This is a genomic window from Nocardia anocheti (assembly GCF_029675105.1).
GTDB lineage: Bacteria > Actinomycetota > Actinomycetes > Mycobacteriales > Mycobacteriaceae > Nocardia.
Map to the genome: position 1 here is coordinate 603,607 of NZ_JAQQFV010000004.1, position 15,150 is coordinate 618,756.

14 protein-coding genes are annotated in these 15,150 nt (G+C 69.8%); 7 read left to right on the forward strand and 7 right to left on the reverse strand.

The annotated features are described in order from the left end of the window. The first annotated feature begins 68 nt into the window (after nt 1-68). Nucleotides 69-1,214, forward strand: coding sequence for an acyl-CoA dehydrogenase family protein (locus QC180_RS13870; protein WP_278263108.1), 1,146 nt, complete (start codon nt 69-71; stop codon nt 1,212-1,214). Between the two features lie 149 nt (nt 1,215-1,363). Further along, a complete protein-coding gene (locus QC180_RS13875) occupies nt 1,364-1,876 on the forward strand; it encodes a DUF4254 domain-containing protein (protein ID WP_278263109.1) in 513 nt (170 codons plus the stop codon). A 181-nt stretch (nt 1,877-2,057) separates the two neighbouring features. On the opposite strand, the gene QC180_RS13880 is transcribed toward QC180_RS13875, so the two are convergent. Together QC180_RS13880 and QC180_RS13885 are read right to left on the reverse strand one after the other, a co-directional pair. Next, on the reverse strand, nt 2,058-2,624 hold the full coding sequence (locus QC180_RS13880; RefSeq protein WP_278263110.1) for an Rv3235 family protein: 567 nt from the start codon (nt 2,622-2,624) through the stop codon (nt 2,058-2,060). Between the two features lie 111 nt (nt 2,625-2,735). Next, the gene (locus QC180_RS13885; protein ID WP_278263111.1) at nt 2,736-3,578 is read right to left on the reverse strand and encodes a DUF72 domain-containing protein; all 843 of its coding nucleotides are present in this window, start codon (nt 3,576-3,578) and stop codon (nt 2,736-2,738) included. 105 nt (nt 3,579-3,683) lie between these two features. Here QC180_RS13885 and QC180_RS13890 point away from each other — a divergent pair, with 105 nt between their 5' ends. From QC180_RS13890 to QC180_RS13905, 4 genes are read left to right on the forward strand one after another with little or no spacing between them, the layout of a single operon-like run. Then, entirely contained in the window at nt 3,684-4,907 is a 1,224-nt protein-coding gene (locus QC180_RS13890) for an MFS transporter (RefSeq protein ID WP_278263112.1), read from the forward strand. Between the two features lie 19 nt (nt 4,908-4,926). After that, the gene (locus QC180_RS13895; RefSeq protein WP_278263113.1) at nt 4,927-5,121 is read left to right on the forward strand and encodes a hypothetical protein; all 195 of its coding nucleotides are present in this window, start codon (nt 4,927-4,929) and stop codon (nt 5,119-5,121) included. Nucleotides 5,122-5,180: 59 nt separating this feature from the next. After that, entirely contained in the window at nt 5,181-6,386 is a 1,206-nt protein-coding gene (locus tag QC180_RS13900) for a L,D-transpeptidase (RefSeq protein WP_278263114.1), read from the forward strand. Further along, a complete protein-coding gene (locus QC180_RS13905) occupies nt 6,383-7,747 on the forward strand; it encodes an LCP family protein (protein WP_278263115.1) in 1,365 nt (454 codons plus the stop codon). The genes QC180_RS13900 and QC180_RS13905 overlap by 4 nt, the downstream gene beginning before the upstream one ends. A 37-nt stretch (nt 7,748-7,784) precedes the next feature. On the opposite strand, the gene fadD32 is transcribed toward QC180_RS13905, so the two are convergent. Continuing rightward, entirely contained in the window at nt 7,785-9,668 is a 1,884-nt protein-coding gene (gene fadD32 / locus QC180_RS13910) for a long-chain-fatty-acid--AMP ligase FadD32 (RefSeq protein ID WP_474646435.1), read from the reverse strand. Between the two features lie 26 nt (nt 9,669-9,694). Then, a complete protein-coding gene (locus QC180_RS13915) occupies nt 9,695-10,948 on the reverse strand; it encodes a KasA/KasB family beta-ketoacyl-ACP synthase (protein WP_474646436.1) in 1,254 nt (417 codons plus the stop codon). A 170-nt stretch (nt 10,949-11,118) separates the two neighbouring features. Between QC180_RS13915 and QC180_RS13920 the strand changes: the two genes are divergently transcribed. Continuing rightward, complete coding sequence (locus QC180_RS13920) at nt 11,119-12,111, forward strand: acyl-ACP desaturase (RefSeq protein ID WP_278263117.1); 993 nt, start codon at nt 11,119-11,121, stop codon at nt 12,109-12,111. Between the two features lie 21 nt (nt 12,112-12,132). On the opposite strand, the gene QC180_RS13925 is transcribed toward QC180_RS13920, so the two are convergent. The 3 genes from QC180_RS13925 to QC180_RS13935 form a co-directional block, all read right to left on the reverse strand. Then, nucleotides 12,133-13,413, reverse strand: a complete 1,281-nt coding sequence (locus QC180_RS13925) for a sensor domain-containing diguanylate cyclase (protein ID WP_278263118.1) — start codon at nt 13,411-13,413, stop codon at nt 12,133-12,135. 38 nt (nt 13,414-13,451) lie between these two features. Beyond that, nucleotides 13,452-14,261: an SAM-dependent methyltransferase gene (locus QC180_RS13930; RefSeq protein ID WP_278263119.1), complete on the reverse strand. Its 810-nt coding sequence runs from the start codon at nt 14,259-14,261 to the stop codon at nt 13,452-13,454. 92 nt (nt 14,262-14,353) lie between these two features. Next, nucleotides 14,354-15,016: a YdcF family protein gene (locus QC180_RS13935; protein ID WP_278263120.1), complete on the reverse strand. Its 663-nt coding sequence runs from the start codon at nt 15,014-15,016 to the stop codon at nt 14,354-14,356. Nucleotides 15,017-15,150 lie beyond the last annotated feature (134 nt).

Below are 15,150 nucleotides of genomic sequence, written 5' to 3' on the forward strand. Positions count from 1 at the left end.
GTGCACACTGGTAGCCGTAACCACCGGTCACATCTGGACCGGTGATGTCCGAGCCGTAAGGAGACTCGATGGCCGCCAATCGTTCCAGCTGGATGAACGAGGACCTGGACGCCCTGCGCGACCTGGCCCGCGCTTTCATGGCCAAGGAACTCGTGCCGAACATCGACAAGTACCGCGAGCAGCACCACGTGGACCGCGACCTGTGGAACAAGGCCGGTGAAGTGGGCCTGCTGTGTCTGTCGATCCCGGAGGAGTACGGCGGCGGTGGCGGCACCTTCGCCCACGAGGCCGTGCTGATGGAGGAGCAGGCCCGCGCGGTGGACACCTCGTGGGGCGTCAGCCTGCACAACGGCATCGTCGCGCACTACCTGCTCGCCTACGGCACCGAGGAGCAGAAGAAGCAGTGGCTGCCCAAGATGGCCAGCGGTGAGGTCGTCGGCGCCATCGCCATGACCGAGCCCGGCACCGGCTCGGACCTGCAGGCGGTCAAGGCCAAGGCCATCCGTGACGGCGACGAGTACGTCATCAACGGCTCCAAGACCTTCATCACCAACGGCGCCCAGGCCGACCTGATCATCGTGGTCGCCAAGACCGACCCCACCCAGGGCGCGGCCGGTGTCTCGCTGGTGCTGGTCGAGGCCGACCGCGCCGGGTTCCGTCGCGGCCGCGTGCTGGACAAGATCGGCCAGAAGGGCCAGGACACCTCCGAGCTGTTCTTCGAGGACGTACGCGTCCCGGTGACCAACCTGCTCGGCACCCAGGAGGGTCAGGGCTTCATCCAGCTCATGCAGCAGCTGCCGCAGGAGCGCCTGATCGTGTCGATGGGCGCGGTCGCGGGCATGGAGGTCGCCCTGGACCACACCCTGCGCTACACCAAGGAGCGCGAGGCCTTCGGCCGCCCGGTGTTCGGTTTCCAGAACACCAAGTTCAAGCTGGCCGAGGTGGCCACCGAGGCCCGCATCGCGCGCGTGTTCATCGACGACTGCATCGAGAAGCACCTGCGCGGCGAACTCGACATCCCGACCGTCGCGATGGCGAAGTGGTGGACCACCGACAAGGCCATGCAGATCGCCGACACCTGCCTGCAGCTGTTCGGCGGCTACGGCTACATGAACGAGTACCCGATCGCGCGCATGTGGGTCGACAACCGCGTCCAGCTGATCTACGCGGGCACCAACGAGATCATGAAGGAGATCATCGCGCGCAGCCTGTAGGTTCGCCGCACCCGATGACCTCGACCGGCCGCGCACAGCACCTGTGCGCGGCCGGTTTTCGCTGTCGGCGCGGTGACCTATCCGGATTCCGCGCCGGGACGAATGCCTGTCGACAGGCGTGCGGAGCGGACGAGGGCGGGTGCGAGCGGGTGGAGACCGACAGCGACGGCGCATCGAGTGGGCCACGACGGGACCCGTCGCTGCCCGCGCGAGCACAGATGATGCGGGCCGTCTGCGGCGTCACCGGCGACGGCGATCCGGTGCTGTGCGCGGCACACGAACTGGCCGCGCTGCACGAACGCCGCGAACAGCTCGCCCCCGGCGACACCCGCGAGATCGACGGCGAGCGCGCGCGTCTGGTGTGCGAGATCGACCGCTGGGTGGTGATCCGCTCGCCGCGCCCCGCGCACACCGCGCCCATGCACACCGAGAGCATCGGCGCCGTGATCGACCGCATGGCGCATTTCGCCGCCCTCACCTACCGCGCCCTGGCCGGTGGCGGCGAATCCGAACTGCGCGCGGCCCAGCTGCGGCTGCACGAACTCGCCTGTGGCTATGACGATCTCATCGTCGAGGTGGCCAACGGCGCGCGCCGACTTCCCGACGGCAACCCGGAAAACGATGGCGCGCAACCAAGCCGGGATCGCCCACACACCGAATAACAGGTGGTGCGCCGCCCGAGACCGGCCACGGAAACCGCGCACCAGCTCTCCCCGCCGCGCTGGGGTGCACAACCCCACCCTCCCCCAGGTCCGGCGCGGCATCCGGTCCCCGCTCTTCGGGCGGCGGGGACCATCCGGTCTTCGGCCCCGTACCGATGCGGCGGTGCGGGGCCGATCGCCGTCAGTACAGCCGCATCGCGACCAACCGCCAACCCCGCGTGGTGATTTCGACCCGACCCGCCAGCGCGAGCGTGCGCTTGCCTCGCTGATAGGTGGCGAACATCTCGGCGGCGTCGGTCTCCCTCGACGTCAGCCGCACATTGATCGCGGTGGCGGCCCCGAGCGACCGGCCCGGCGCGAGATCGCGACGCAGGATCGTCTCGACGGCCGAGAGCACCCGCTGATCGACCAGCGCGTCGAGCTGGGCGAGAGTGCGGCGCCGGTCGATGACCTCGAGCAGTGATCGCACCGCCTGCTCGGCGAAACGTTCGGCGCCCTCGGCGAATCCGACGTCCGGCCGTCGGGTGACACCCGCGGTCGACTCGGTGCCGGACTGTCCGTCGCGCTGACAGCCCCGCCGCACCGCGAGCCGGATACCGAGCGGCGCCCCCGAGCGCCGGTTCCGGGGATAGCCGCGAATCACCTGGGCGGCAGTGCTGTTCGCGGCAGCCGGGAGTTCACCGCCCGACCGCGACAGCCGCGGTTCACAGTGCGGCGCGTAGGACAACGACGTTGGATCCGTAGACATGGCAGGTCCCCTCGAGTCGGCCCACCCACTCCCCAGTAGTGGCGCACAGCATGCCACGGGGGTCCGACAGGTGTGCGTGGAATCGGGGCAGGTCACCTCCCGATGTCCGCCTCAGAACAGCGTCATCGGTTCGGTCGGCGCCGGACTCGGCTGTGCGGGCAACTCCGGGAGCTCGGCGCGGACCTCGTCGTGGAAGCGGCGGGCCAGCTCGCGGGCGGAGGCGTTGTCGGGGGTATGCACGAACACCGTCGGCGAACGGCCCTCGCGCAGCCACGTCACCACGGTCTCGACCCACGGCCGCCAGCCCGCCACGGTCCGGTCCTGGTCGGCGCGGCCGTGGTAGCGCACAATCGGGTACTCGGTGAGCGCGCGCGTGCGGCGCGGGACCCGCGGTTTCTTGGCCCGCGCCTCGAACTCCGACGGATCGCCCGCCGGGCCGTCGAACAGCACCGTCGTGTCGAAGGGCACCCATTCGGCCCCGATCCGACCGAGCACGCGTTCGAGTTGGACGGCGGCGCGGTCGTCGGTGAAGAACGCGGGGTGGCGCACCTCCACCGCGCAGCGCAGCCCGGCGGGCAGTTCGCGCTGGAACCGGGCCAGCGCGCCCAGATCGGTCGGCCCGAACGAGGCGGGCAGTTGGATCCACAGGGCGTGCACCCGCGAGCCGAGCGGTGCCATCACGTCGAGGAAGGCGGCCAGCTCGGCGCCCGCGTCGACGAGTCTGCGCTCGTGGGTGACCGCGCGCGGCGGCTTGAGCACGAACCGGAAGTCCGGCGCGGTCTGGCGCGCCCAGGACTCGACGGTCGACGCCGAGGGCGTCGCGTAGAAGGTGGTGTTGCCCTCCACCGCGCCGCAGTACCCGGCGTAGGCGCGCAATCGCTCCCCCGACGCGGGCAACCGTTCCTGCCATCGCGGATGGGTCCACATGGCACATCCCATCCGCAGCTCCCGCACAGGCCGACGGTAGTACAGCGAACGTCCACGCCTAAAATGAGACCGGTTGCCACCATTTCGCCCCGTACGCGTTCCCCGGTGCGCGCACGACGGAAAGGGCCTGTGATGGCGATTCTCACCAGCGAGCGGCTGCCCGCTGTCCGCACGTCGCGCGCGCGGTCCTGGCTCGGTGTCTGCGCGGCGATGGTGGCGATCGCGTGGGGCGGCAACGAGTTCACGCCGCTGCTGGTGATGTACAAGGCGCACGGGTTACCGCTCACCGCGGTCGACCTGCTGCTGTTCTACTACGTCCTCGGTATCGTCCCCGCCCTGCTCATCGGCGGGCCGCTGTCGGACCGCTTCGGCCGCCGCCCGCTCATGCTGCCCGCCCCGCTCGTCGCCGCGGCGGGCTCGCTGCTGCTCGCGGCGGGCGCCGACTCGGTGCCGATGCTGGCCGCCGGACGGATGCTGTGCGGTGTCGCGCTGGGCCTGGCGATGGCCGTCGGCGGCAGCTGGCTCAAGGAACTGTCGCAGCCGCCCTACGACACCGCGGCCGCGGGCACCGGCGCGCGCCGCTCGGCGATGAGTCTGACCGCGGGCTTCGCCCTCGGCGCCGGGGTGGCGGGCACGCTGGCCCAGTGGGGTCCGCTGCCGGATTCCACCGCCTATCTGGTGAACGCGGTGCTGTGCGTGGCCGCCTCGGTCTGGCTGACCCGCTGCCCCGAAACGGTGACCCGACCGACGCACCCGCGGGGCCTGCGCGAGGATCTGAAGATCCCCGCCGCCGGGCACCGCCGGTTCCTGCGCGTCGCGGTGCCGGTGGCGCTGTGGTTGTTCACCGCCAACGCCACCGCCTACGCCGTGCTCCCCACGCTGATGCTGCCGCGCGTGCAGCAGGCGCCGATCGCCTTCTCCGCCCTGGTCACCATGGTCACCCTGGGCTGCGGTTTCACCATCCAGTCCGTCGCCCGGCGCATCGACCGGCCGGGCACCGCCCGCGCCGCCGTGGTCGCGCTGGTCCTGCTCACCGTGGGCATGGGCCTGGCCGCCTGGACCGCCGCGTCCCTGAGCATCTGGGTGACGCTGCTGACCGCGGTGGTCCTGGGCAGCGGCTACGGCATCGGCCTGGTGGCGGGCCTGCAACAGATCGAGCGCATCGCGGGCCCCGGCGACCTGGCCGGGCTCAACGCGGTCTTCTACTCGGTGAGCTACCTCGGCTTCGGCGTGCCCGCGGTGCTCTCGGCCCTGCACGGCCACTTCGGCTTCGGCTACCCGGTCATGTACGTGATCACCGCGCTGATCGCGGCCAGCTGCCTCGCCCTGGTCGCGGCCAACTACCGCGAGCGGTAATCGTGCGACCATGCATGGCATGGACGTGGACCGTGTGGACACCCTGCGACGCTGGGCGGATTCCGGCGCGATCTGGCGGGTGCTGAGCCGCCGCGGCGACACGGTGACCATCGGCCTGTTCGAGTGCACCGGCGGCCAGGAGGCCGACCGTTTCACCTCCGCCGACCCCGCCCTGCTCCGATTTCTCGGCGAACGCACCAGCAGCGAAGACTGATCCACGCCGCGCACCGGGCTACGCTGGTCGGGGTCGTGCAGCGAGCAGGAGGTGAGACGGTGGACCGACGGCAATTCGGGGTGGGTCTGGTCGCCGCGCTCGCCGTGGCCGTCACCGCGTGCGACTCGTCGAGCACCGACGCCCCCGCGACCACCACCGAACCCGAGCCCGCCATCACCATCGAGCCCGCCGCCGACGCCACCGACGTCGACCCGCTCGGCCCGGTCCGGGTCGCCACCAACGCGGGCACCCTCACGAAGGTCACCATGACCAATGAGGAGGGCCGCGTGATCGAGGGCCTGTTCACCCCCGACCAGACCGCCTGGAAACCCGCCGAACCGCTGGGCTACGGCCACACCTACACGATCCAGGCCGAGGCGCTCACCGTCACCGGCCGCGTCGGGCCGATCACCTCGTCGTTCGCCACCCTCGCCCCGAACAACCAGACGAAGGTCTACTTCCGCACCACCGGCGGCGCGGCACTGGCCCCGACCGGGGAGTACGGCGTCGGCACGGTGGTGGTCGCGCACTTCGACGAGGACGTGCCCGACCGGGCCGTCGCCGAGCAGATGCTCTCGGTCCGCACCGAACCCGCGGTCCCCGGCGCCTGGTACTGGCTCGACAACCGCAATGCCCACTGGCGCCCGCAGAACTACTACACGCCGGGTACGAAGGTCACCCTCGCCGCCGACATCTACGGCAAGGACCTCGGCGGCGGCCTCTACGGCCAGGAGGACAGCGAGACCAGCTTCACCGTCGGCCCCTCGCATGTCTCCATCGTCGACGACAACGACAAGCAGCTGCGCGTCTACGAGAACGGCACGCTGATCAAGACCATGCCCACCTCGATGGGCCGGGGCGGCAGCGAGGAGATCGCGGGCAAGACCATCTCCTTCTGGACCCAGCCCGGCGTCTACACCGTCATGGACAAGGCCAACCCGGTGATCATGGACTCCTCCACCTACGGCCTGCCGGTCAACTCCCGGCTCGGCTACAAGGAGACCATCGGTTGGGCCACCCGGATCAGCACCGACGGCATCTACCTGCACCAACTCGACGACACGGTCTGGGCGCAGGGCAATACCAATGTCTCGCACGGCTGTCTCAATCTCAGCGGCGAGAACGCGCGGTGGTTCTACGAATTCTCCCGGCCCGGTGACGTGGTGGAGATCCGCAACACCGGCGGCGCACCGCTCGAGGTGTGGCAGAACGGCGACTGGAGTGTGCCGTGGGAGCAGTGGCAAGCGGGTAGTGCGACGCGGTGACCCGCGACCAGGGCGCGCCGCCGAGCCGGGACCCGTCCCGGTGCGGACCACGGCGCGTCGGCAGGCCGGTCACCACCGCGCCCCGCCCGCGCTGGCTCACCCGCCTGCGGCAGCTCTGTCTGATCCTGGCGCGGCTGTGCGCGGCGGTCCTCGCGCTGGCGGTGCTCACCGGCACCGGGATGGCCTGGTCGGCCAAGAACGAGGTCGAATCCGGCTTCACCCACTCCACCGCCCTCGGCCAGGACGCGCCCCGCTCCCGGGGCGGCGCGGTGAACATCCTGCTGATCGGCCTGGACACCCGCAAGGATCTCGACGGCAACGACCTGCCCCCGGAGGTGCTGGCAGCCCTGCACGCCGGTGACGGCACCCAGGGCGGCTACAACGCCAATTCGCTGATCCTGCTGCACATTCCACCCGACCGCGACCGCGTCGTGGCTTTCTCGATCCCGCGCGACAACTATGTGCGCGTCTCCGGCATCCCCGGCTACCAGCAGATCAAGATCAAAGAGGCCTACGGCCTGAAGAAGGCCGCGGTGCACGCGCACCTGCTCGAGCAGGGCGAGACCGACCCGGTGGTACTGGAGCGGCGCGGCCGGGAGGCGGGCCGGGCCTCGGTGGTCGCGACCGTGCGCGATCTGGTCGGGGTGCCGATCGACCGCTTCGCCGAGATCTCGCTGGCCGGTTTCTACGACCTGGCCACCGCGATCGGCGGCGTCGACGTGTGCCTGAACAATCCCGTGGACGACAGCGAGTACTCCGGCGCGGTGTTCCCCGCCGGTCCCCAGCACCTCGACGGCGCCCAAGCGCTGGCCTTCGTGCGCCAGCGCCACGGCCTGTTCCACGGCGATCTGGACCGCACTCACCGTCAGCAGGCGTTCCTCACCGCAGTGGCCGCGAAATTGCGCGAGTCCGGCACCCTCACCGACCTGAGCAAGCTGTCGTCCCTGATGACGATGGCGCACCAGGACATCGTGCTCTCCGACGGCTGGAATCCCTTCGACTTCGCCCGCGAACTCGGCGCTGCCGGAACCCTGCCCGTCGAGTTCCGCACCCTGCCGGTCCTGCGCTACGACGTGATCGACGGCCAGGACGTGAACATCATCGACCCCGCCGCCATCCGCCGCGAGGTACGCACCGCCTTCGGCCTCGCCGCGCCGGACCCCGCTCACTCCGCCGACGATGCGCCCGACGTCACCGAGAAAGCGTCCGACTCCGCCGACGATGCGGCCGACTCCACCGACCCCGCGCCCGACTCCGTCCATGACCCGGCGGCCGATACCGAAGCGCCCGCGACACCGCTCCCCCACGCGGGCGCCCCGGTCACCACTGTCCCCGGTGACGCCATCCCCTGCGTCGACTGAGATCCGGCCACCGGAACACCCGGTGGCCGAACCACCTTCAGTCCACCGGCGCGTCCGGATAGGCGTCCTGGCGATGCCCGCCGCGCAACGTGCCGTCCACATACGCCGCCTTGCACGCACGCCGCGCGATCTTGCCGCTCGACGTGCGCGGAATCGATCCGGCGGGCACCAGCAGCAGGTCCCGCACCATCACTCCGTGCCTGCGCGCGATCGCCGCGCGCACCGCGTCCACGATCGGCCCCGGCTCGAGTTTGGCCGCGCCCGTGCCCCGTTCGGCCACGATCACCAGCGCCTCGACCATCTCGTCGGTGCCGCCACCCGCGGCCCGCACCGGCTCGGGCAGTTCCCGCGTCGGCACCGAGAACGCCGCGATGAACCCCGGCCGCAGGGCCGTGCTGGCCTCCTGCGCCGAGTACTCGAGATCCTGCGGGTAGTGATTGCGGCCGTCCACGATCACCAGATCCTTGACCCGGCCGGTGATGAACAGCTCGCCGTCGTGGTAGGCGCCGAAATCGCCGGTCCGCATCCACCGCGCGTCGTCGGGCGCGCCCTCGGCCCGGCTGCCGACGGGATTGCGCCTGGTCACCCGGTTGTGGAAGGTCTCGGCGGTCTCCTCGGCCCGACCCCAGTACCCGATGCCCATATTGTCACCGTGCAGCCAGATCTCGCCGACCTCGCCGTCGCGGCGCTCCACGCCGGTCTCCGGATCGACGATGACCGCCCACTGCGAGCGCGCGACATACCCACACGACACCTGCGCGACGGCCTGCGCCGCGTGCTCGTCGACCTCGACCATCCGGCCCGCACTGAGCTGCGCCCGATCCACGTAGACCACCCGCGCCTCGTCCTCGCGCCGGGTCGCCGAGACGAACAGCGTCGCCTCGGCCATACCGTAACACGGCTTGATCGCGGTCTTGGACAGCCCGTACGGCGCGAACGCCTCGTTGAACTTGCGCATCGAGGCCACCGACACCGGCTCGCTACCGTTGATCAGCCCGATCACATTGGACAGATCCAGCGACTCCGATTCCTTGGGCAGTCCGCGTACCGCCGCGTGCTCGAACGCGAAATTCGGTGCCGCCGAATAGATCTCGGCACCGTCGGACTGCGCCGCGAGTTCCTTGATCCAGCGTGAGGGCCGCCGCACGAACGCGCTCGGCGACATGATGGTGATGAACTTGCCGCCGATGGTCGGCAGGATCACCGTGAGCAGGCCCATGTCGTGGAACAGCGGCAGCCAGGTGACTCCGCGCGCGTTCTCGGTGATGCCGATGGCGTCGATCATCTGCAGCAGATTGGTGCCCACCGACCGGTGGGTGATCTCCACGCCCGCCGGAACCCGGGTGGACCCCGAGGTGTACTGCAGGTAGGCCACACTGTCGATATTGATCTCGGGCCTGCGCCACCCGTTCCCGACGGTGTCGGGAATCGCCTCCACCGCGATGATCCGCGGCCGTTGCGCGGCGGGCAGTTCGCGGAAGAACTTGCGCACGCCCGCGGCCGCGCTGCCGACGGTGAGCACCGCGGCCGGATCGCAGTCACCGAGCACCGCGTGCAGCCGGTCGCTGTGGCCCTGCTCTTCCGGGTCGAACAGCGGCACCGCCACATTGCCCGCGTACACCGCTGCGAACAGCGCCACCACATAGTCCAGGCCCTGCGGCGCCAACACCGCCACCCGATCACCGGGCTCGGTCACCTGCTGCAGCCGCGCCGCGACCGCCCGCAGCCGCACGCCGAATTCCCGCCAGGTCAGTTCCTGGTATTCCCCCTCGCGTTCGCGCGAATAGTCGATGAAGCGGTAGGCCAGATCGTCGCCGTTGGCCTCGCTGTGCTTGTCGACGAAGTCGATCAAGGTCTGGTCACCGGGAATCCGGATATTGCCCTGCGCGTCCACATAGTCGTCGAATGTCTCGCCGATCATTCCCAATCCTTTTGTGGCAGTTGGTGTCAGTACCGTCCGAAGGCGATCGCCACGTTGTGCCCGCCGAATCCGAAGGAGTTGTTCACCGCGTAGTCGACCCGGCCCGGTCGGGCCTGTCCGCACACCACGTCGAGATCGATCTCGGGGTCCTGGTTCTCCAGGTTCAGCGTGGGCGGAATGACGCTGTCGCGCACGGTGAGCACGGTGAGCACGGCTTCCAGCGCGCCGACCGCGCCGATCGAATGTCCCAGTGCGGATTTCGGCGCGTACACCGAGGCGTGGGCGCCGATAGCCTTGCCGATGGCGTTGGCCTCGGCGGTGTCCCCGATGGGGGTGGCGGTGGCGTGCGCGTTGATGTGGGTGACGTCCTCGCGGCCGATCCCACCGGTCTGCAGCGCCCGCGTCATCGCCCTGGCCGCGCCGGTCCCCTCGGGATCGGGTGCGACGAGGTGGAATCCGTCGGAGGTGACGCCCGCGCCGAGCAGCCGCGCGTGAATGGTCGCGCCGCGCGCCCTGGCGTGCTCCTCGGTCTCGATCACCATCATCGCGCCCGCCTCGCCGAAGACGAAGCCGTCGCGGTCGCGGTCGAAGGGCCGCGAGGCGGCCTTGGGGTCGTCGTTGCGGGTGCTCATGGCGCGCATCTGGGTGAACGCCGCGATCGGCACCGCCTGGATGGACCCCTCGACCCCGCCGGTGACCACCATGTCGGCGTCGCCCATCACGATCATCCGCCACGCGTTGGCGATCGCCTCCGAGCCCGACGAGCAGGCCGACACCGGCGTGGAAACCCCTGCCCGCGCGCCCAATTCGAGTCCGACGCAGGCGGCCGGACCGTTGGGCATGATGGCCTGCACGGTGTGCGGGGAGACCTTGCGGTAGCCGCCGTTGCCGAGCTTGTCGCGCGCGTAGATCAGCGACTCGGCGCCGCCGAGCCCGGTGCCCACCGAGACGCCGAGCCGGTCGCGGTCCACCTCGGGACTGCCCGCGTTGCGCCACACCTCACGACCGAGGACCACCGCCATCTGCTCGACATAGGACAGCCTGCGCGCCTCTTCCCGGGTCAGCGAGGCGGCGGGAGAAACTTTGAGGTGGCCGCCGATACGGACCGGCAACTCGAAATCGTCGATGAAGGAATCCTCGAGGACGTCGATCCCGCTTTCGCCGTTGAGCAGACCTTTCCAGGTCGAGTCGACGTCGCCCGCGATCGACGTGGTCGCCGCCAGGCTAGTGACCACGATGTCCGTCATAATTTTTCGCTCACTCTCTCTAGCTAATGCCACGACTGATCGGGTACCGCTGATGGAGCTGAACTGGTGGAGCGTATATGTACTCGGCGCGACGCGCCCAAATTCAGAAACATGTGCTGCCGCACCGTGTCGTTCGGCGGTGCTCCGCAGCGGGTCTACGCTAGCGCAACTCATGCTTTTCACTTGCACGGAAGGTAACGAGCGTGGCCAGGAACCTCACCCAACTGGAACTTCTCATCGAGCTGGAAGGTGTGGCGGCCGACAATGTCGACCGTCATCTGTCGATGGCCAAGGACTGGCATCCGCACGACTACGTCCCGTGGGACGAGGGCCGCGATTTCGCCGCCATGGGCGGAAACGATTGGGAGCTGGGACAATCCAAGCTCAGCGAGGTCGCCAAGGCGGCGATGATCACCAACCTGCTCACCGAGGACAATCTGCCCTCCTACCACCGTGAGATCGCCGAGAACTTCTCCCAGGACGGTGCCTGGGGAACCTGGGTAGGCCGCTGGACAGCCGAGGAGAACCGGCACGGCATCGTCCTCCGCGACTACCTGGTCGTCACCCGCGGCGTCGATCCGGTGGCGCTCGAGCAGGCCCGCATGATCCACATGACCAACGGCTATTCGGCCATGGCCGTGGTCGACGCCAAGCGTCCCGGCTTCGACATCCAGGTCTCCTCCGGCGCCGGATTCCTGTTCTCGGTGGCTTACGTGACCTTCCAGGAACTAGCGACCCGCGTCAGCCACCGCAACACCGGCCGCGTCTGCGACGACCCGGTCGCCGACCGCATGCTGGCCCGCATCGCCGCCGACGAGAACCTGCACATGATCTTCTACCGCAACCTCTGCGCCGCCGCGCTGGACCTGGCGCCCGACCAGACCATCGAGGCCATCAACACCATCGTGCAGGGCTTCCAGATGCCCGGCGCCGGGATGCCCGGCTGGCGGCGCAACGGGGTGCTGATGGCCAAGCACGGCATCTACGATCTGCGCCAGCATCTCGAGGAGGTGCTGTGGTCGGTCCTGCGCAAGTGGAATGTCTTCGAGCGCACCGACTTCGGCCCGCGCGGCGAGCAGTGCCGCGAAGACCTCGCCGCCTTCCTCGACCGCCTCGGCACCGACGTGTTGCGCTTCGAGGAACAGCGCGATCGCTCACTGGCCAGGGCCGCGCGACGGGAACGTCAGCCGATCTGACCGGTGCCCGATCCGGCTCGCTCAGCGGGCCGGATCGCGACGCGTGTCGTTCTTGTTGCGGTACATCGCCGAATCGGCGGTGTGCACGAGATCGTCGACGGCATGGGGCAATTCGTCGAAGTAGGCGGTGCCGATACTCACCCCGACGGCCAGGACGTGCCCGTCCACCTCCAGCGGCCGGGTGAGTTCGGCGAGCAATTCGTCGGCCAGCGCGAGCACCTGCGCCTCGCCCGCGCAGCGCTCGACCAGCACCAGGAACTCGTCGCCACCGATCCGGGCCGCCAGCGCGTCCTGGCTGGCCACGGTCTCGCGCATGCGGTCGGCCACCACCCGCAGCACCCGGTCGCCGATCCGGTGACCCCACAGATCGTTGATCTCCTTGAAGCCGTCCAGGTCGAGGTAGCAGACGCCCAACGGCGGGGTGGCGTCGGCGAGCCGGTTGAACAGGTGTGGGCGGTTGGGCAGGCCGGTCAGCGCGTCGTGGTTGGCGTCGCGCCAGAGTCGGTCGGCGAGCAGCTTGCGCTCGGTGACGTCGACCGCGACGCCGATCAGGAACTCGATGCCGTTGTCGGCGTCGCGCACCGCCGACATCGACAGGTCGATATAGGTGACGCGCCCGTCCGGATGCCGGTGCTCGGTCTCGGTGCGGAAGCTCTCGGACTCCCCCGCCACCATCCGCTGCAGTTCCTGGAACGCCTGGTTGAGGTTCTGGGGGCCCAGGATGTCGGCGACCGTGCGGCCGGGCATGGTCTCGGGTGTCTGCCCGAGCATCGTGGCCAGCGTGGCATTGCAGTTCACCACGTGCCCGGTCATGTCCACGGTGCCGATGCCGACGAGGGCCCCGTCGAACACCGCCTCGAACCGCGCCTCCGACAGTGCCCGGCGATGCTCGGCCTCGCGAGCGGCCGCCAGCACGGCGGCCAGCGTCGCCTCCTGCTCGGCCAGGGCCGCCGAGCGCAGGGCGGCGGTGAAACCGGCGGCGAAATCGGCGGCCAGGTCGATGGCGCGCTCGCGGATCAGCGGCAGCGCCGGGTCGTCGGGGCCGTCGACGGACGCGTCGACCAGGTCATGGCACAGCACCCGCACCGTGCGGCTCACCGCCGCGGAATCCCGATAGTTGGCCGCCACCAGCATCCGCGCCGCGCGGCGCGCGATATCGGGGTTCTCGCCGCCGCGCGCCGCCTCGATCAGGCCGGTGCACAGGGTGGCGAGCATGTCCTCGATCTGGGAGCGGTTCAGGGTGGGAGCGACGACGCCGTCGAGGACGTCAGCCCACCGCTGCGCCAACTCCCACGACCCCACTGCTCATCCACCCTGTCATCGTCCGCCGCCCGGCGGTGTCATCCCTTGCGCGCTACCCCACCGAGGCCCAGTGACCGGCCCGGCTTCTCGTGCTGGTCCCGCGCCGACTCCGGCCGCCACAGTGGCAGCTCGACCACGCCGGGCGATTCCAGATCCCAACCACGAAACATCTCGACGATCGCGGGCTTGGGCCGGAACTGGATCCCGACCTTGCTCTCGTTCGCCGAGTGCTCCCCCAGCTTACCGGCGTCCTCGGGACGCAGCTCGGAGGTGAGATGCGAAATGGCTATGAAGCTGCCCGGCGCGACGACCTCGCGCAGCGCGGCCACCTTGCCCGCCGGATCGTCACTGTCCTGCACCAGGTGCAGCACCGCGACCAGCAGCAGGCCCAGCGGTTCGTCGAAGTCGATGAGCCCCGTGGCACGGACGGCGGCGATGAGGTCGTCGGACTTGCGCAGGTCGGCTTCGAGCGCGCCCGCGTACTCGTGACCGTCCAGGATGGTCCGCGAATGCACCACCGCGACCGGGTCGATGTCGACATAGAGCACCCGCGCCCCCGGATCGAGTTCGTGCACGATCTCGTGCACATTGCCCGCGGTGGGGATGCCGGAGCCGATGTCGAGGAACTGCCGGATCCCCGAGTCGAGCATGAACCGCACGGCCCGACGCAGGAAGGCGCGGTTGCTCAGCGCCAGGCGCGGCAGGTCGGGGACGAGCTTGGTGCCCGTCTCCGCGGCCATCCGGTCGACGGCGAAGTTGTGCGAGCCACCCAGCAGCGCGTCGTACATCCGTGCGGGGCTCGGCTGCTGCATGTCGACACCCTCCGGCGCCCACGACGGCCTGTCCATCCCTGTTCCCCTGTCTCTCGCGGCCTCACCACGCCCGTGGTGACGCCAGACGCATCGTAGACGCCCGCACCGACATCGGCGCGGCGTCGGGCTCAGCTACCGGACCCGAAAGGTTGCGCCCACAGCGGCGCGAGGTCCGGTGTCATCGTGGCGACCACCGGCACACCCGCGTCGAGGAAGTTCTCCAGCGCCCGGCGCATGTGATCGGCGGAGGTGATCAACACCGCCTTGTGCAGCCCGAGCGCCTCCATCAGCCGCGCCGAGAACTCGGCGTTCTGCACCGTCGAACCCGCCTCGGTCTCGGCGTAGATCCGGTCTCGGGCCACCCCGCGCACATGCAGCCAGTCGGCCATGACCTGCGCCTCGGTGATGCCGTTGCGCGGGTTGCCCCCGGTGACGATCACCGGCGAATCCGGCGACATGAACGCCTGGACCAGCGCCGCGTGCAGCCGGTTGCTCAGCTCGGCGCGCATGGAACCGTCGGGCTGCAGGCCGTAGCCCAGCACGACGATGGCCGTCTCGGGTCCGTAGGTGTCGGGCAGCTCGATACCGGCCACTCCCGCAACGGAATTCGCGGCGCCGAGCACACCGTAGGTCAGGCCCCGCGATACCTCCGAGGCGATCCCGGCCAGCGGATCGGGGGCCGGGTCGGCGCTGGCGGGTGCCGCGGTGGCCACGACCCCGATCAGGGCGGCGGGCAGGACGAGAGCGGCAGCGCCGCGACGAAGAAACTGGTGAGTGAACAGCCAATCCACGGTGACCTCCCGAAGCTACGTCGCATCATGGTGACTGACGCGGGGCGGCCGCGCGGAGGTTTCTGAAATATCTACGGTTCGGACTGCGGATCGTCGGAGGGCGAACGCAAAAAGGCCCTCCAACCGAAGTTGGA